General features: G+C 71.7%; 16 protein-coding genes. 12 read left to right on the plus strand and 4 right to left on the minus strand.

What is annotated here, in order from left to right:
• The first annotated feature begins 1 nt into the window (after position 1).
• On the plus strand, positions 2–265 hold the full coding sequence (locus J2S57_RS12040; protein WP_307241680.1) for a DUF6457 domain-containing protein: 264 nt from the start codon (positions 2–4) through the stop codon (positions 263–265).
• On the opposite strand, the gene J2S57_RS12045 is transcribed toward J2S57_RS12040, so the two are convergent.
• On the minus strand, positions 266–1,372 hold the full coding sequence (locus tag J2S57_RS12045; protein ID WP_307241682.1) for an FUSC family protein: 1,107 nt from the start codon (positions 1,370–1,372) through the stop codon (positions 266–268).
• A 38-nt stretch (positions 1,373–1,410) separates the two neighbouring features.
• Here J2S57_RS12045 and J2S57_RS12050 point away from each other — a divergent pair, with 38 nt between their 5' ends.
• Positions 1,411–2,844 carry an aspartate aminotransferase family protein gene (locus J2S57_RS12050; protein ID WP_307241684.1) on the plus strand — a complete coding sequence of 478 codons (1,434 nt, stop codon included), beginning with the start codon at positions 1,411–1,413 and terminating at the stop codon, positions 2,842–2,844.
• A 1-nt stretch (position 2,845) separates the two neighbouring features.
• Here the strand turns inward: J2S57_RS12050 and J2S57_RS12055 are convergent, their stop codons facing one another.
• Positions 2,846–3,553, minus strand: coding sequence for a hypothetical protein (locus J2S57_RS12055; RefSeq protein ID WP_307241686.1), 708 nt, complete (start codon positions 3,551–3,553; stop codon positions 2,846–2,848).
• 203 nt (positions 3,554–3,756) lie between these two features.
• Here J2S57_RS12055 and purD point away from each other — a divergent pair, with 203 nt between their 5' ends.
• The 3 genes from purD (at position 3,757) to J2S57_RS12070 (ending at position 7,693) form a co-directional block, all read left to right on the plus strand.
• Complete coding sequence (purD, locus tag J2S57_RS12060) at positions 3,757–5,070, plus strand: phosphoribosylamine--glycine ligase (protein ID WP_307241688.1); 1,314 nt, start codon at positions 3,757–3,759, stop codon at positions 5,068–5,070.
• Positions 5,071–5,154: 84 nt separating this feature from the next.
• Entirely contained in the window at positions 5,155–6,414 is a 1,260-nt protein-coding gene (locus tag J2S57_RS12065; protein ID WP_307241690.1) for a GNAT family N-acetyltransferase, read from the plus strand.
• A gap of 127 nt (positions 6,415–6,541) precedes the next feature.
• Entirely contained in the window at positions 6,542–7,693 is a 1,152-nt protein-coding gene (locus J2S57_RS12070) for a GDSL-type esterase/lipase family protein (RefSeq protein WP_307241693.1), read from the plus strand.
• 39 nt (positions 7,694–7,732) lie between these two features.
• On the opposite strand, the gene J2S57_RS12075 is transcribed toward J2S57_RS12070, so the two are convergent.
• A complete protein-coding gene (locus J2S57_RS12075) occupies positions 7,733–8,383 on the minus strand; it encodes an MBL fold metallo-hydrolase (RefSeq protein WP_307241696.1) in 651 nt (216 codons plus the stop codon).
• Positions 8,384–8,486: 103 nt separating this feature from the next.
• On the opposite strand from J2S57_RS12075, the gene J2S57_RS12080 reads away from it, so the two are divergent.
• The 7 genes from J2S57_RS12080 (at position 8,487) to J2S57_RS12110 (ending at position 15,243) form a co-directional block, all read left to right on the plus strand.
• Positions 8,487–8,963 (plus strand): nucleoside deaminase, encoded by a 477-nt coding sequence (locus J2S57_RS12080; RefSeq protein WP_307241698.1) that lies wholly within the window; start codon positions 8,487–8,489, stop codon positions 8,961–8,963.
• Between the two features lie 85 nt (positions 8,964–9,048).
• Complete coding sequence (purS, locus tag J2S57_RS12085; protein WP_307241700.1) at positions 9,049–9,306, plus strand: phosphoribosylformylglycinamidine synthase subunit PurS; 258 nt, start codon at positions 9,049–9,051, stop codon at positions 9,304–9,306.
• A 2-nt stretch (positions 9,307–9,308) separates the two neighbouring features.
• A complete protein-coding gene (gene purQ, locus J2S57_RS12090) occupies positions 9,309–10,010 on the plus strand; it encodes a phosphoribosylformylglycinamidine synthase subunit PurQ (RefSeq protein ID WP_307241702.1) in 702 nt (233 codons plus the stop codon).
• A gap of 53 nt (positions 10,011–10,063) precedes the next feature.
• Complete coding sequence (gene purL, locus J2S57_RS12095; protein WP_370882628.1) at positions 10,064–12,355, plus strand: phosphoribosylformylglycinamidine synthase subunit PurL; 2,292 nt, start codon at positions 10,064–10,066, stop codon at positions 12,353–12,355.
• A 56-nt stretch (positions 12,356–12,411) separates the two neighbouring features.
• Complete coding sequence (locus tag J2S57_RS12100; protein WP_307241706.1) at positions 12,412–13,065, plus strand: IspD/TarI family cytidylyltransferase; 654 nt, start codon at positions 12,412–12,414, stop codon at positions 13,063–13,065.
• 101 nt (positions 13,066–13,166) lie between these two features.
• Entirely contained in the window at positions 13,167–14,012 is an 846-nt protein-coding gene (locus J2S57_RS12105; protein ID WP_307241708.1) for a DUF1206 domain-containing protein, read from the plus strand.
• Between the two features lie 160 nt (positions 14,013–14,172).
• Positions 14,173–15,243, plus strand: coding sequence for an ATP-binding cassette domain-containing protein (locus tag J2S57_RS12110; protein ID WP_307241710.1), 1,071 nt, complete (start codon positions 14,173–14,175; stop codon positions 15,241–15,243).
• Between the two features lie 96 nt (positions 15,244–15,339).
• Here the strand turns inward: J2S57_RS12110 and J2S57_RS12115 are convergent, their stop codons facing one another.
• Positions 15,340–16,416, minus strand: a complete 1,077-nt coding sequence (locus J2S57_RS12115; RefSeq protein WP_307241712.1) for a LacI family DNA-binding transcriptional regulator — start codon at positions 16,414–16,416, stop codon at positions 15,340–15,342.
• Positions 16,417–16,504 lie beyond the last annotated feature (88 nt).

The raw sequence follows: 16,504 nt of genomic DNA on the forward strand, positions 1-16,504 counted from the left end.
CATGCTGGAGAACTGGGTCGACGAGGTCGGCGAACGGCTCTCGCTGTCCACCGCCGACGTGCAGGTGGCCGAGATCCTCGACCTGGCCAAGGAGGCGGCTCACAACGTGGCCCGCCCGGCCGCGCCGCTCACCACCTTCCTGGTCGGCTACGCGGCGGGCCTGAAAGGCGGCGGCCGCGACGAGATCGCGACCGCCGTGGGCGAGGTGCTGCGCCTGATCGAGACCCGCCCGCAGGAGCCCCAGCCGGACGCGCCCACCGACTGATCACCCCGGCAGCAGAGTGCGGGCCTGCTGCTCGTCCATGCCGGTCGCACCCAGCAGGTCGACCACCACCGAGCGCACCTGCGCGACCACCACGTTGGCCGAGAGCGACTGCGCGCCGAGCTGTTCCGGGTCGAGCCGGGCGGCGAGGGTGGCCAGTGCGGTGGTGGAGACCATGCGCTCCGGGGCCGTGCCCACCTCGCCCTCCAGCATGTGCAGGATCTCGGCGAGGTGGTCGAAGACGTCGGCCAGCGGCATCGGCATCTCCTGACCGGTGTCCAGGGCGGCCGCGATCCGGCGCACGGCCACGCGCAGGTTGCGGGTGGCCCGGTCGAGGCCGACGAGACCCCTTCGGTAGCGCAGGAGTTCGGGCATGTGGCGGCGCCGCAGCGGGGAGATCCGGCTGATCTCCTCGCCCCCGCGCAGCGCGTCGGTCCAGCTCTGGATGTCGTCCTGGGTGGCCCGGGCCCGGTCGAGCACGGCGTCCGCCCGCTGGGAGTCGCCGCTGCGCAGCACCGCCGCCGACTCCGACGAGATCGCGGCCAGCTCGCGGATCAGGTCCTGTGCCTCGCGCCGCACGAACCGGCCCGGGTCGGCGGGCAGGAAGGCGACCACGAGAAGCGCCACGGTGCCGCCGATCAGGGCGTCCTCCCAGCGGTAGAGGCCTCCGCCGGGGGTCTGCGGCAGGGCGGCGAGGAAGATGCCCTGCACCGCCGACTGGGTGGTCATCAGCGCGCCGCCGCCCACCAGCTGGGCGATCGACATCCCGATCAGCACCACCAGAGTGATCTGCCACCAGCCGTTTCCGAGCTGGTTCACCAGGATCTCGGCGATGCCGACGCCGATCGAGACGCCCAGGGCGAGTTCTCCCATCCGGCGCAGGCGCTGGTTGTTGGACAGGCCCAGGCACACCACGGCGGCGATCGGGGCGAAGAACGGACGCGGGTGGCCGAGCAGGTTCTCGGCGACCAGCCAGGCCACCGCGGCGGCGATCCCGCACTGCCAGATCGCGAACGCGTTGAGCCGCACCCGCAGCAGCGCGGCCCGTACCCCCGAGCCCCGTACCTGCGCGAAGCGATCCCGGACAGCCGAACCCGACGGATGTATCACGGGGTCAATCCTGCGGCCGATCCCCGTACGCTGCCACCATGACGAGCACGCGTCCCGCCCTTCCGTCCACCGCCCCGGCCGTTCCCGTCGATCCGGATCGGGCGGAAAGGGCGAAGCGGGCACTGGAACTCGACCTCGAGTACGTCTTCCACTCGTGGCTCGCGCAGGACGGCCGGGCGCCCTTCACCGCCGACGGCGCGCAGGGCTCGTGGCTGTGGGACGGTGCCGGCACCCCCTACCTCGACTTCTCCGGCCAGCTCGTCTTCACGAACATCGGTTTCTCCGAGCCCCGCGTGGTGAAGGCGATCGCCGACCAGGCCGCGCGCCTGGCCACGATCGCGCCGCAGCACGCCAACGACGCCCGGTCGGAGGCCGCCCGGCTGATCGTCGAGCGCGCACCCGGAGACTGGTTCCGCAAGGTCTTCTTCACCAACGGCGGAGCCGACGCGATCGAGAACGCGGTGCGGATGGCCCGGGTGCACACCGGCCGTCGCAAGGTGCTCAGCCGCTACCGCAGCTACCACGGCAACACCACGACGGCGATCAACCTCACCGGTGACCCGCGGCGCTGGCCGAACGACTACGGCGCCGAGGGTGTGGTGCACACGTTCGGTCCCTTCCTCTACCGCTCCGCCTTCCACGCCACCACCGAGGAGGAGGAGTGCGCGCGGGCGCTGGAGCACCTGGAGCAGGTGATCGCGCTCGAGGGACCGGCCACCATCGCGGCGATCGTGCTGGAGTCGATCCCGGGCACGGCCGGGATCATGGTGCCGCCCGCCGGTTACCTGCGCGGGGTGCGGGAGATCTGTGACCGCCACGGCATTCTCTGGATCGCCGACGAGGTGATGTCCGGTTTCGGACGCGCGGGGCGGTGGTTCGCGGCGGAACTCGCCAACGAGGCGCCCACCGGGGTGCCGGGCGAGTGGAAGCCCGCTCCCGGCCCGCAGGCCGTTCCCGACCTGATCACCTTCGCCAAGGGCGTGAACTCGGGCTACGTGCCGCTGGGCGGTGTGCTGGTGAGCGAGCACGTCGGCGCGACGTTCGGCTCCCGGGCGTTCCCGGGCGGCCTGACCTACTCCGGGCACCCGCTCGCCTGTGCCGCGGCGGTCGCGAACATCGGTGTGCTGACCGATGACTCGCTGATCGAGAACGCCGACCGGCTGGGACGCGAGGTGCTGGGACCGGGCCTTCACGCCCTGGCGGCCACGTCGTCCATCATCGGGGAGGTTCGCGGCGCCGGGGCCTTCTGGGCGGTGGAGCTGGTGCGCGACAAGCAGACTCGCGAACCCCTGGTGGCCGGTGGGGCACCCGTGGCCGCGCTCACGAAGGCGTGCATGAGCCGGGGACTGATCCCGTTCGTCAACGGCTCACGCACGCACGTGGTGCCGGCGCTCAACATCACCGACGAGGAGGCCCGTTACGGGCTCGCGCTGCTCGGTGAGGCGATCGCCGAGGTGGAGAGCAGCCTGTAGATCAGGACAGCTCGTCGGCGGTGATCACCTTCTTCGGGGCCTTCACCCGGACCGGCTCGTTCCAGTCCGACCAGGTGATGTCGCCGTCGGGCGCCTGGATCGCGACCAGTTCGGCGGAGCCGTCGGCCGCGACGTAGATGATGCTGTCGCTGCCCTGCTCCTCGAGGCCGACGGTCTTGCGGCCGTCGAACTCCTTGCCGGTGACGAAGGTGACCTCGCCTCCGGTGGGCTCGAGCACCATCTTGCTGAGCTCGTCCATGTCGGCCAGGTCCATGATGCCCTGGGAGTCGGCGTCCTGGCCGAGTTCCATCCACTTGCCGTCGAGGTACTTCAGCACCTCGGCGTCGCCGCCCGAGAGCGTCTTGAGCATGTCTTTCCCGGGCAGCATGAACCCGGTGCCGTCGACCACGAGCAGCTTCAGCGAGCCCTGGGAGCCCATCGACAGCGACCCGGAGACGTTGCCGGCGCGGGCGATGCGCAGGTCCATCACGACCTTGTCGCTGCCCTCGACCAGGTCGCCCTTGATCCGGACCGAGGCGGCCTCCGCGGCCTGCTTCCGGGTGGTGTCGTAGACGTCCTTGGGGGTCTTGCCCGCGTAGGGGCCGGACTGCGAGGCGCCCTCCGGCTGGGCGTCGCTGCTGCCGCCGCAACCGCTGAGGACGAGAGCGGCGCCGATCAGGGCAGCGGTGAGCAGTTTGGTCGTGCGCATGTGGTTTCCGTTCATGGCGTGAGGGGACGGACGCTCGCACCACAGGTCGGGGGAGCGCCGCGCGCATGCCGGGGATCTCCCGAATACGGTGATCAGCTTAGAGTTTCTTGTGAACGTTTCGCGGTGAATTTTCGGAAACGGGTGATTTGGGTGTTCCCGGGTCTGAACCGGCCACCGGTCCGGACCGATTACCCTCGTGCCCCGTGAAGGTTCTTGTGGTCGGGCCGGGCGCCCGCGAGCACGCGCTGGTCCGTTCTCTCGCCACCGACCCGGGGGTGACGGGGCTGTTCGCGGCCCCCGGCAACCCGGGTATCGCCGGGCTGATCGGTGAGCGCAACTGCTTCGCCGTCGACGCTCTCGACCCGGCCGCGGTCACCGGACTGGCCGGTGAGCTGGGGGCCGACCTGGTCGTCGTCGGGCCCGAGGCGCCGCTGGTGGCCGGGGTGTCCGACGCCGTGCGGGCCGCGGGCATCCCGTGCTTCGGCCCGTCGGCCGCCGCCGCCCGGCTGGAGGGCAGCAAGGCCTTCGCGAAAGACGTGATGGCCGCCGCCGGGGTCCCGACCGGTGAATCGGCCACCTGCGCCACGCTCGACGAGGTGCGTGAGGCCCTGGTCCGGTTCGGCGCCCCGCACGTGGTGAAGGACGACGGCCTCGCCGCGGGCAAGGGTGTCGTCGTCACCGACGACCCGGAGGCCGCGCTGGCCCACGCCGCCGCCTGCCTGGAGCGCGAGGGCGCCCGGGTGGTCATCGAGGAGTTCCTCGACGGCCCGGAGGTCTCGCTGTTCTGTGTCACTGACGGCGTGACCGTGCTGCCGCTCGAGCCGGCGCAGGACTTCAAGCGCGCGCTCGACGGTGACCTCGGCCCGAACACCGGTGGTATGGGCGCGTACTCGCCGCTGCCGTGGGCGCCCGAGGGCCTGGTGGACGAGGTGCTGGAGCGGGTCGCCCGCCCGACCGTGGCCGAGATGGCCCGCCGCGGAGCGCCTTTCGTGGGTGTGCTGTACTGCGGTCTGGCGCTGACCAGCCGCGGCGTGAAGGTGATCGAGTTCAACGCGCGCTTCGGCGACCCGGAGACCCAGGTGGTGCTGGCCCGGCTGGCCACGCCGCTGGGCATGCTGCTGCGGGCCGCCGCGGTGCAGCACCTGGAGCACGTGCCGGAGCTGGAGTGGCACGAGAAGGCCGCCGTCACGGTGGTTCTGGCGTCCGAGAACTACCCGGACACGCCGGTCAAGGGCGACGTCCTCACCGGGGTCGACGAGGCCGGCAGCCGGCCCGACGCCTGGGTCCTGCACGCCGGCACGGCCGTCGAGGACGGCAAGCTGGTCGCGGCCGGTGGGCGGGTGCTGTCGGTGGTGGGCACCGGCGCCGACCTGACCGCCGCGCGCACGGCCGTCTACGGAGCGCTCGAGCAGATCGGGCTGCGGGGCGGGCAGTTCCGCACCGACATCGCCGAGGCCGCGGCCGCCGCCGACCTGACGGAACGTCTGGCGCACCCGGTGGCCCCGGGCGAGAGCTGACCGGCCCGGGACGGACCCCGAACGGGTCCGTCCCGGCGGAAAGTCCCGTGCCCCGGACCGGGCCGCCGGGTAACGTCCCGCCGTGTGAGCGCTCCGAGGATCGAGATCAGCCCCGTCGGTGACGACCACCTGCGGGCCTGGGTCTCCATGGTGAACCGCGGCTTCCTGCACCCGCGCCAGGCGTCGTCCGTACGGCTCGATCTGCTGCGCAAGCAGGCCCTCGACCGCCGGCTGCGGATGAGCCGGATCGACGGCGTGCTCTGCGGCAGCTTCCAGCACTGGGACGCCGACCTGCCGGTTCCCGGGGGCACCGCGCCGGCCCTGGCCATCACCTCGGTGGCCGTGCTCGCCAGTCACCGGCGCCGGGGTGTCGCGAGCGCCCAGATGCGCTCGGCCCTGGCCGAGGGCCGCGAGCTCGGGCACGCGCTCGGGCTGCTGATCGCCAGCGAGAGCGCCATCTACGGCCGCTACGGGTTCGGCGCCGCGTCCGAGATCGTGCGCTGGACCGTGCACAGCCCGCGGGTGCGCTTCGCCGGCACCGGTTCCGAGGGCATCCAGCTTTCCGAGGGCATCCAGCTGGAGAGCACCGACGACGCCGCGGTGCGTCAGGTGGGCCCGGAGCTGTACCGGGCGGCTTCGGCGGGTCTGCCGGGGGCACTCCCGCGCACCGACCTGAACTGGGACTTCGGCTGCGGCGTGATCGCCGAGGCCGCCGACGCGGACCTCGACCGCCCCGCCGTGATCGCGCGGGACGCCTCGGGCACCCCGGTCGGCTACGCCAGCTACCGGTTCTCCGGTGAGTGGACGCTGCAGGAGAAGGCCTCCGTCGAGCTGGTGGACCTGGTCGCCGTCACCCCCGCCGCCTACCGCGCGCTGTGGCGCTACCTGGCCGAGCTCGACCTGACCGACCGGATCGTGGCCGACAACCGCACGCCGCACGAGCTGCTGCCGGCGATGCTCGTCGACCGGCGGGCCGCGGTGGAGTCGCACCGGGCCGACTTCCACTGGGTGCGCCTGCTCGACGTGCCCGCCGCGTTCGGCGCCCGCTCGGCGCAGAGCCCGGGCCGGGTGGTCGTGGAGGTCACCGATCCGGAGGGGTACGCGAACGGACGCTGGCAGGTGGACGCCGACGAGTCCGGCACGGTGGCGGTCACGTCGAGCCGGGAGAGCGCCGACCTGACGCTGCCCGTGTCCACGCTGGGGTCGGTCTACCTGGGGCAGCAGCCGCTCACCCGGCTGCACGCGGCCGGGCTGGCCGACGAGCACCGGGCCGGGGCGGTGCGGCGGTTCGAGGCGATGACGACGTGGACGCCGACCGGGATGGTGGGCCACACCTGGTTCTAGGGCGCACGCCTGGTCGTGGGGCTTGCTGAGGGCTGGGCGTACCGCGCGGCGCACTCACCGAACGTGACCCTTTACCGACGCAGCGACAGGTGCGAGGCTCGGGGGGTCGTCCTCGGGGGAGGTTCGCGTGGTCCGCAAAACGGTGCTCGGCGGGTTGCTGGTGGCGATCCTGGCCGCTGCCCTCATGGTCCCGGCCTCGGCGGAGGCGAGCCCGCCGCCGGGTGACCCGGTCGTGGTCAGTCTCGGCGACAGCTACATCTCCGGCACCGCCGGGCGCTGGGCGGGCAACTCCGACGACTTCCTGTTCGACCGCGGCGGCACCGACCGGGCCTGGTCCCGCCAGAAGGGCGAGCTGTTCGGTGACTCCGACCCGGCCCTGATCTACGCGAAGACCGCGAGCAGCGGGTGCTTCCGGTCCGACTCGGCGCCGATCGCGAGTGCCGTGCGGGCCGGGCTGAAGGGCCGGGCGGTCAACCTGGCCTGTTCCGGGGCGCACGCGGCCAACGTGCTGCGCGCGAGCGAGGGCGGGGTCGGGATGCGCGGTGAGAAACCGCAGAACGACCAGCTCGCGGCCCTCGCCCGCACCAGCCGGGTCAAGCTCGTGGTGCTCTCGATCGGTGGCAACGACCTGAGCTTCCCCGAGGTGGCGTTCCGCTGCATCCGCGCCTACACGCTGCGCGACGACCCGTGCCGCACCGAGCAGCAGCGCCTTCTCGACGTCCGGCTGCCCGCGATGGGTGCGGCCGTGGGTGCGGTGCTCGACGACGTGCACGCCACCCTGGCCGGCTCCGGGTACGCGCGGGGCGACTACCGGCTGATCCTGCAGTCGTACCCGGCCCCGTTGCCCAGCGCCTCGGAAGACAAGTACGACGGCCACTGGCGGGCGTTCAAATGGACCGGAGGGCGCTGCCCGTTCACCGATCCCGACCTGACCTGGACCGCGAAAGAACTCACGCCCACGATCACGAGCACGCTGCGCCGCACCGCGCAGCGGCACGGCGCCACCTTCCTCGACCTGAGCAACGCCTTCGACGGGCACGAGCTGTGCGCCGACGGCACCACCCACCCCAAGGGCTCGCCGACCTCGGCCGACGTCGAGTGGGTGCGCTTCGTCGACTACACCGGCCAGGGGGAGTACGCCGAGTCGTTGCACCCGAACTACTACGGGCAGCGGGCGCTCGGCATCTGCCTGGCGAAAGCGGCCGCAGTGCGCGGCGACTCGACCTGCACGGCCACCCCGGAGAAGGGGCTGGCCGGGCTGCGGCTGCGCACGCCGTGACGCCGAGGAGCGGGCCGAGGTCCGGCCCGCCGTCGCGCCTCACACCTCGGTGGCGCCCTGCCCGGCCAGATCCATCAACTGCGAGTGCTCCGGCAGCAAGCCGGACAGATTGCGCAGGTACACCTCGCGCCCGGTCGGCTTGAGCAGGCTGTCGTGGATCGGGAAGAGCCGGCCCGGGCCGATCGCCCGCACGAAGTTGGCCGTCTCGCTGAACTTGGCCCACGGTGCGTTGAGCGGCACGGCCAGCAGGTCGATGTCGTCGGGCTGGGCGCCGTAGGAGTCGCCCGGGTGGAACAGCGTCGGGTCACCGGGGGCGCCGATGCGCAGCCCGACGTTGCCGATCAGCGGGATGTCGGCGTGGATCTCGGCGTGCACCCCACCCAGCGCGGTGAGCGTCGCCTCCTTCAGCGCGACCGGCTCGTCGAGCGTCAGCGGCAGCGCGGGGATCCCCGACCGGGCCAGCACCGCCGCCGTCTCGGGCTCGGCCAGCACCACGGCCTCGGGGTTCTTCGCGAGCAGGGCCGGCAGCCGGTCGACGTCGAGGTGGTCGAGGTGCTGGTGGGTGACGGCGATCGCGTCGATTTCGGTCAGGTCCTCGAAACCCTCGGTGAACGCGCCCGGGTCGGTCAGGATGCGGGCGCCGCCGGTCTCGACCAGCAGGCACGAGTGCCCGATATGAGTGATCCGCATTCCGTCCACACTGGCACGGGCGAGGGGGTGACGCACCCGGGACACGGGCGTACTCACGGGGACTTGTGATGTCTCCGCAACACCTGGTGAGTAGCCTCCCGGGGTGAGCACGAGAACCGAAAGCGACTGGCTCGACCAGGCGATCTCCCTGGCCGCCGAGAACGTCGAAAGGGGCGGTGGCCCCTTCGGTGCCCTGATCGTCCGCAATCACGAACTGGTCGCGACCGGCACCAACCAGGTGACCCCCACGCTCGACCCGACGGCGCACGCCGAGGTGGTCGCGATCCGCGCCGCCTGCCAGGCCCTGGGCACGTTCAAGCTCGACGGCTGCCTCCTGGTGGCCTCGTGCGAGCCCTGCCCGATGTGCTTCGCCTCGTCGATGTGGGCGCGGGTCGACCGCATCGTCTACGCCGCCGACCGCGACGACGCCGCCCGGGCCGGATTCGACGACCGGGCGTTCTACGAGGTGTTCGCGAACGATTCGTCCACCTGGCCCCTCACCCTCGCCCAGGTACCGGTGCCGGACGCCACCCTCCCGTTCTCGAAGTGGGAGCACAAGGCCGACCGAACGGACTACTGAAAAGGCACGATGCGGCCCTGGTGTGGAGGTCGGGTAGCGTTTGCCGCGGCAATCCGCCCCCTCTCTCCACCTAGGAGCACACGCCATGGGTCGCGTCGTGATCGACGTCATGCCGAAGCCGGAGATTCTCGATCCGCAGGGCAAGGCGGTCGTCGGGGCTCTCGCCCGTCTGGGCTTCTCCGAGTTCGACGGAGCCCGGCAGGGCAAGCGTTTCGAGCTCGAGGTCGAGGGTGAGGTCGACCAGGCCGTTCTCGACCGCGCCCGCGAGGCAGCGGTGACGCTGCTCTCCAACCCGGTCATCGAAGACGTCGTGGCCGTCCGGGCCGCCTCGAACCAGGAGTGACCGTGCGCATCGGCGTCGTCACCTTCCCCGGCACCCTCGACGACCGGGACGCCTTGCGCGCGATCCGGATCGCCGGCGGCACCCCCGTCTCCCTCTGGCACGGTGACGACGACATCCAGGGTGTCGACGCCGTCGTCCTCCCCGGTGGGTTCTCGTACGGCGACTACCTGCGCTGCGGGGCCATCGCCCGGTTCGCGCCGGTCATGAACACGATCGCGAAGCTGGCCGGCCCGCCCGACCAGGTCGCGCCCGGTCTGCCGGTTCTCGGCATCTGCAACGGCTTCCAGGTGCTCACCGAGTCGCACCTGCTGCCCGGTGCCCTGGTGCGCAACGAGAAGCAGCAGTTCGTGTGCCGCGACCAGAAGCTGCGCATCGAGCGCACCAGCACCTCGTGGACCAACGCCTACAGCCAGAACGACGAGATCGTCGTCCCGCTGAAGAACGGCGAGGGTGGCTTCGTGGCCGACGAGCCCACGCTCGACCGGCTCGAGGGCGAGGGGCGCGTGGTCGCCCGCTACCTCGAGGGCAACCCCAACGGCTCGTACCGCGACATCGCCGGCATCAGCAACGCCTCCGGCACCGTCGTCGGCCTGATGCCGCACCCGGAGCACGCCACCGAGGCCCTCTACGGCCCGGAAGGCACCGACGGCTGTGACGGCCTGCCTTTCTTCACCAGCGCACTGCAGGGAGTGCTCTCCGCGTGACCAGCGACAGCGTCAACACCTACGGCGAGAAGCCGGCCTTCACCAGCAGCGCTCTGACCGCAGAGCAGCGCAAGGCTCTCGACACCGTCGACAAGGCCCTCAAGACGCCCGACGTCGAGCAGCCCTGGGCCGCCCTCGGCATGAAGGCCGACGAGTACGAGGCCGTGCGCAAGATCCTCGACCGCCGGCCCACCGGTTCCGAGCTCGCGATGTACTCGGTGATGTGGAGCGAGCACTGCTCGTACAAGTCCAGCAAGGTGCACCTGCGTCAGTTCGGTGACAAGACCACCGACGAGATGAAGGAACACCTGCTCGTCGGCATCGGCGAGAACGCCGGCGTCGTCGACATCGGCCAGGGCTGGGCCGTCACCTTCAAGGTGGAGAGCCACAACCACCCCAGCTACGTCGAGCCCTACCAGGGCGCGGCCACCGGCGTCGGCGGCATCGTGCGCGACATCATCTCGATGGGCGCCCGCCCGGTCGCGGTGATGGACCCGCTGCGCTTCGGCGCCATCGACCACCCCGACACCCACCGCGTCCTGCCCGGGATCGTGGCCGGCATCGGTGGCTACGGAAACTGTTTGGGCCTGCCCAACATCGGTGGCGAGGTCTCGTTCGACCCCTGCTACCAGGGCAACCCGCTGGTCAACGCGCTCGCCGTGGGCACCATGCGGCACGAGGACATCCACCTCGCCAACGCTCGCGGCAACGGCAACCTGGTGGTGCTGTTCGGCGCCCGCACCGGTGGCGACGGCATCGGCGGCGCGTCGATCCTGGCCAGCGACACCTTCACCGAGGGCGGCCCGACCAAGCGCCCGGCCGTGCAGGTGGGCGACCCGTTCGCCGAGAAGGTGCTCATCGAGTGCTGCCTCGACCTGTTCAAGGCGAACGTCGTGCAGGGCATCCAGGACCTCGGCGCGGCCGGCCTGAGCTGTGCGTTCTCCGAGCTCGCGAGCAACGGCGACGGCGGCATGCTGGTGCACCTCGACCGGGCCCCGCTGCGTGACTCCACGCTCGCGCCCGAAGAGATCCTGATGAGCGAGTCGCAGGAACGCATGATGGCCGTGGTCACGCCGGAAGACCTGCCCGGCTTCCTGGCGATCACCACCCGGTGGGACGTCGAGGCCACCGTCATGGGTGAGGTCACCGAGTCCGGCCGCCTGGTCGTGCTGTGGCACGGCGAGACCATCGTCGACGTGCCGCCGCGTTCGGTGGCGCACGACGGCCCGGTCTACGACCGCCCGTACTCCCGCCCGGAGTGGCTCGACGCGCGTCAGGCCGACACGCCCGACAACCTGCCGAAGCCGCAGAGCGACGAGGAGCTCCGGCAGCTCGTCACCACCATGGCCGGCACGCCGAACCTGGCCAGCCGTCAGTGGATCACCCAGCAGTACGACCGCTACGTGCAGGGCAACACGGCGCAGGCCATGCCCGACGACGCGGGCGTGATCCGGGTGGACGAGACCAGCGGCCTGGGCGTCGCCATCGCCACCGACTGCAACCAGCGCTTCGCCGCGCTCGACCCGTACACCGGGGCGCAGCTGGCCCTGGCCGAGGCGTACCGCAACGTGGGCGCAGCCGGTGGCCGCCCGCTCGCGGTCACCGACTGCCTGAACTTCGGCTCGCCCGAGGACCCGGCCGTGATGTGGCAGTTCGCCGAGGCCGTGCGCGGTCTGGCCGACGGATGCCAGCAGCTCGGCATCCCGGTGACCGGCGGAAACGTCAGTCTGTACAACCAGACCGGCACCACGGCCATCCACCCGACGCCGGTCGTGGGTGTGCTCGGCGTGCTGGAGGACGTGGCCCGCCGCACCCCGTCGGGCTGGAACACCTCGGGCGCGCAGCTGTTCCTGCTCGGGGTGACGAAGCCCGAGTTCGCCGGGTCCGAGTGGGCCTGGTCGCAGCACCAGCACCTGGGTGGTCTCCCGCCGGCCGTCGACCTGGAGGCCGAGCGGGCCCTGGCGTCGGTGCTGGCCTCGGCCGCCGACGACCAGCTGCTGGTCGCCGCGCACGACCTGTCCGACGGTGGCCTGGCCCAGGTGCTCGTCGAGTCGTCGCTGCGCTACGGCATCGGTGCCTCGGTGTCGCTCGACGCGGCGCTGGAGCGTGACGGGGTCGACGCCTTCACCCTGCTGTTCTCCGAGTCCACGGCCCGCGCCGTGGTCGCGGTGAAGCCGGAGGCCATGCAGCTGTTCACGCAGGCCTGCCTGGCCAACGAGGTGCCGGTGGTGGCCCTGGGCTCCACCGGGGGCGAGTCGCTCACCCTGGCCGGCCGGTTCAGCATCGGTCTGGACGAGCTGCGTGAGGCCCACGAGGCCACGCTGCCGGCGGCACTGAACGCCTGACGTGTGTCGGGGGCGTGATCCGGGTCCGGGTCACGCCCCCGATAGCGTTTGCGCCCATGAGTGTGTGGGGCGTGGTTCTGGCCGGTGGAGGTGGCACCCGGTTCGGCGGGCTGAAGCAGTTCGCCCGGCTCGGCGGGCAGAGCCTGCTCGAGCGGGTGGTCTCGGTGGCCCTGGCGAGCTGTGACGGCGTGGTGGTGGTGCTTCCTGCCGGTCACGACTGGAACGGCCCGGGTATCCGCGCCACCGGCGGTTCCACCCGCGCCGAGTCGGTGCGCGCGGGCCTCGCGGCCCTGCCCGGCGACGCCTCGATCGTCTGCATCACCGACGCCGCGCACCCCCTGGCCGGTTCCGTGCTCTACGAGCGGGTCATCGGGGCCGTGCGCGCCGGGGCTGATGCGGCGCTGCCCGGCCTGCCGCTCACCGATGCGGTCAAGAGGGTGCAAATGGTAAACGACGAACCGCACCTTCTCGGGGTCGCGGGAGCGACCACCCCGGCCGGTGGCCACGTGTCGGCCCAGATGCCGATGGCGTTCAGCCTGCCCGTGCTGCTGCGGGCGCACCGCGAGATCGCCGACGCGGTCGAGGATTCCGCGATGGTCGGTGCGGCCGGGGGCCGGGTCGTGGTGGTGCCCGGCGAGCCCACCAACGTCCATGTCACCACACCGGACGAGCTCGTGGTGGCGCAGGCCCTGCTACCCCTGACGCACTAGTCGCGTCAAGATCTGGACTCCTCTCGATATGCGGGGTTGGTCCGTTCGTGCGACTTTGGATCATGTTCAGCCGCGTGAGCGAGTGAAAGGGTCTGACGACGATGGCCAGTTCCACCCCCACGCACAACGGTGCCTCGGGCAGCGCCGAAGGTGCGAAGAACACTGCCGAAGGGCTGGCCCGCCAGGCCAACTCGAAATGGCTGAAACGTCTCGGGCAGGTCGGGGTCGCGGCCATCGGCGTGGTCTACCTGCTGCTGGCCTGGATCTCCCTGCAGGTTGCCTGGGGCGGCTCGGAAGAGAGCGCCGACAACTCCGGGGCACTCTCCGAGATCGCCGAGAAGCCGTTCGGTCAGGTGCTTCTCGTGGTCATGGGCATCGGCCTGGTCGGCTACGCGGTCTGGCAGTTCCTGCTCAGCATCATCGGCCCGCCGAGCGACGACAGCGCCTTCAAGCGCGCGAGTGCCGCCGGTAAGGGCGTTTTCGGTGCGGCGCTCGCCGTGCAGTCGCTGCGTCTCGGTTTCGGCGGCGGCGGTTCGAGCTCCAGCAGCAAGACCACCGACTGGACCTCCTCGCTGATGGAGGCGCCCGCCGGCCGCGTGCTGGTGGTCATCCTCGGTCTCGCCGTCATCGCCTGGGCCGGGTACATGGCCTACAAGGGCGTGAAGAAGAAGTTCCTGGAGAAGCTCGAAGGCCACCCGGGCCAGGGCGTCGTGCGTCTGGGCCAGGCCGGCTGGATCTCTCGCGGTGTCGCGTTCGGGGTGCTGGGCATCCTGTTCATCGTGGCCGGGGTGCAGTCGCAGCCCGAGGAGGCCGCGGGCCTCGACGCCGCGCTGAAGACCCTCGCCGAGCAGCCCTTCGGCCAGTGGATCCTCACCCTGGTCGCGCTGGGCCTGGCCTGCTACGCGGTCTTCCAGCTGGTGACGGCCCGCATCCACAAGGAAGGCTGAGACCCGGCCTCTTCCGTTCGCCCCTCCCCGTCGATCGTGGGGAGGGGCGAACGCGTTTGTCCGGGCCGATGTCACCCACATCCCCACCCGGACCGGGCCCAGGTACTACGATGGCGCAACACCGCAGGTGGGAGCGGTGCCACGGCTCGGGGGAGGCGCGATGGCCGGCACACGTCTGTCGTACGTGCACAGCCTGCGCCCGCGCACCACGGCGCTGCTCACCGTCACCGGTCTGCGCAAGTCCTACCGTTCGCGGGCCGGGCAGGCCACGGCCGTCGACAGCATCAGCCTGGCCGTCGAGGCGGGCCAGGTGCTCAGCCTGCTCGGCCCGGCCCGGGCCGGTAAGTCGGTGGCCCTCTCGCTGATCGCCGGGCGGGAGCGGCCCGACGCGGGCCGCATCCAGCTCTCCGGGCACGACGTCCCCCGCGGTCGGCACGACATCGGCCACGTCGCCACCGGTTTCGGCTTCACCGCCCGTCAGAGCGTGCGTGAGGTCATGACCGCCGCGTTGCGTACCGGGGGCTCCGGCCGCCGGGGGCTCGACGACGAGCTGGCCACGGTGCTGGCCCGTCTCACCTTCGACGGCGATCCGGACGCCCGGGTCGCCGAACTGCCCGCCCGCGAGCAGCTTCTCGTGGCGATCGGGCGGGAGGCCGTGGCCGGCGCCCGGGTGCTGCTGCTCGACGAGCCGCTCGAACCGGTCGAGCGGCCGCTGCGCGACCAGGCCCAGGACGACATCCTGGCGTTGCGCCAGGAGTTCGGCCTCACACTCGTCATCGCCACCCGGAACCCGCGCCAGGCCATGAATCTCAGCGAACGGGTGGCCGTGATGATCAACGGCCGGCTGGAACAGACCGGCGCCCCGATCGAGGTCTACGAGCGTCCGGCGACCGAGGAGGTGGCCGCGCTGGGAGGTGCCGTGAATCTCCTCGGCCCCGCCGCGTCCGTGCAGTTGCTCAACCAGACGGCCACGTTCAGCGTGCGCCCGGAGAAGATCCGCATCGTCGAGACCGGTTACGAGGCGGCGCCCGACGAGGTGCTGGCGATCGGGACGGTGCTCACCGTGGTCTACGGCGGGGCCACCACGCGCATCACGATCCAGCTCGATGCCGACGCCGCCGTGATCCGGGTGCTGCGGATGAACAGCGCCGCCCCGGAAGACCTTCCGGCTTCACCTGGGCAGCGCGTGACCCTGATCTGGCCACGCCGGGACGCAACCCGGTTCGTCTGAGCCAGAGCCAGAGCCAGAGCCAGAGCCAGAGCCAGAGCCAGAGCCCGAGCCCGAGCCCGAGTCAGAGCCCGAGTCAGGCCAGGCCGACCCGGCCCGCTAACGCAGGTTGCTACCCGGCCGGATCTCGCCCGACCCCCGGGTGATCAGCTTCGTCGGCACCACGTGCGTGGCCGGAGGTGAGTCGCTGCCCCCGATCCGGTCGAACAGCACCGTCGCCGCCAGCCGCCCGATCGCCGTCGGGTCCTGCGCCACCACCGTGACGCCCGGATCCAGCAGGTCGGCGAGCGGGAAGTCGTCGAAACCGACCAGCGCGACGCCGCGTTCGCGCCCCAGCTGCCGCAGCGCCCGGGCCACGCCGATGGTGACCAGGTTCTGCGCCGCGAACACCGCGGTCGGCGGATCGTCACCCCGGAGCAGCTCGGCCGCGGCCGCCTGGGCGAGTGCCTGACTGGTCAGGTCGCTCAGCACGATGCCGGTGTCGACCGGCAGGCCGGCCGTGGTCAGCGCCTGGGTGTACCCCTCGTAGCGCTGCTGGGCCGTGGTGATGTCGGCCCGGTCACCGAGGAACGCGATGCGCCGGTGGCCGTGATCGATCAGATGTTTCACCCCGGCGGAGGCCCCGGCCACGTTGGTGGTGAGCACCGAGTCGACCTCGAGGTGCCGGGCCTCGCGGTCGATGCAGACGATGGCGGTGCCCGCCCGCAGCTCGCTCTCCAGGTACGACTGGTCGTTGCTGGCCGGCGCGATGATCAGCCCGTCCGCCCGGCGCGCGCTGAAGGCGCGCGTGAGCTCCCGCTCGCGCTGCGGGTCTTCGTCGAGGCTGGCCGTGAACACCATGACCCCGCGGGGGATCGCCACGTCCTCGACCGCCCGTTGCAGCGCCGACGAGAACGGGTTCGAGACGTCTTCGAGCAGCAGACCGACCGTGGCCGTACGGCCCCCGGCCCGCCGCAGACTCCGGGCCCCGATGTTGGGCCGGAAGTCGAGCTCGTCGATCGCGTCGCGCACCCGCCGGCCGAGAGTGCTGGAGACCCCCGGCTCGCCGTTCACCACCCTTGAAACCGTTTTGAGGCTGACCCCCGCGAGCGCCGCGACGTCACGCATCGTCGGGCGCCGCCCCAGGTGCGCTCCCCGGTTCAGCGGTCCTGCAGTCTCCGGCAGCTGGCTGTCCATGCCTGCCGCTCCCCTCGTGACCGAGATCGACATCCCCCCTGCCGAGAACCTACCGCGCGGTTGTGTGGCGAGGAGGGGGTTCCGCGAA

It is taken from the genome of Kineosporia succinea, assembly GCF_030811555.1.
In the GTDB taxonomy this organism is placed as follows: domain Bacteria; phylum Actinomycetota; class Actinomycetes; order Actinomycetales; family Kineosporiaceae; genus Kineosporia; species Kineosporia succinea.

Bases quoted from the DNA above. Each gene is read 5' to 3' on its own strand.
- J2S57_RS12040 (WP_307241680.1), top strand. From the start codon at position 2: ATGCTGGAGAACTGGGTCGACGAGGTCGGCGAACGGCTCTCGCTGTCC.
- J2S57_RS12050 (WP_307241684.1), top strand. From the start codon at position 1,411: ATGACGAGCACGCGTCCCGCCCTTCCGTCCACCGCCCCGGCCGTTCCC.
- J2S57_RS12055 (WP_307241686.1), bottom strand. From the start codon at position 3,553: ATGCGCACGACCAAACTGCTCACCGCTGCCCTGATCGGCGCCGCTCTC.
- J2S57_RS12075 (WP_307241696.1), bottom strand. From the start codon at position 8,383: ATGCGGATCACTCATATCGGGCACTCGTGCCTGCTGGTCGAGACCGGC.
- purS (WP_307241700.1), top strand. From the start codon at position 9,049: ATGGGTCGCGTCGTGATCGACGTCATGCCGAAGCCGGAGATTCTCGAT.
- J2S57_RS12100 (WP_307241706.1), top strand. From the start codon at position 12,412: ATGAGTGTGTGGGGCGTGGTTCTGGCCGGTGGAGGTGGCACCCGGTTC.
- J2S57_RS12105 (WP_307241708.1), top strand. From the start codon at position 13,167: ATGGCCAGTTCCACCCCCACGCACAACGGTGCCTCGGGCAGCGCCGAA.
- J2S57_RS12110 (WP_307241710.1), top strand. From the start codon at position 14,173: ATGGCCGGCACACGTCTGTCGTACGTGCACAGCCTGCGCCCGCGCACC.
- J2S57_RS12115 (WP_307241712.1), bottom strand. From the start codon at position 16,416: ATGGACAGCCAGCTGCCGGAGACTGCAGGACCGCTGAACCGGGGAGCG.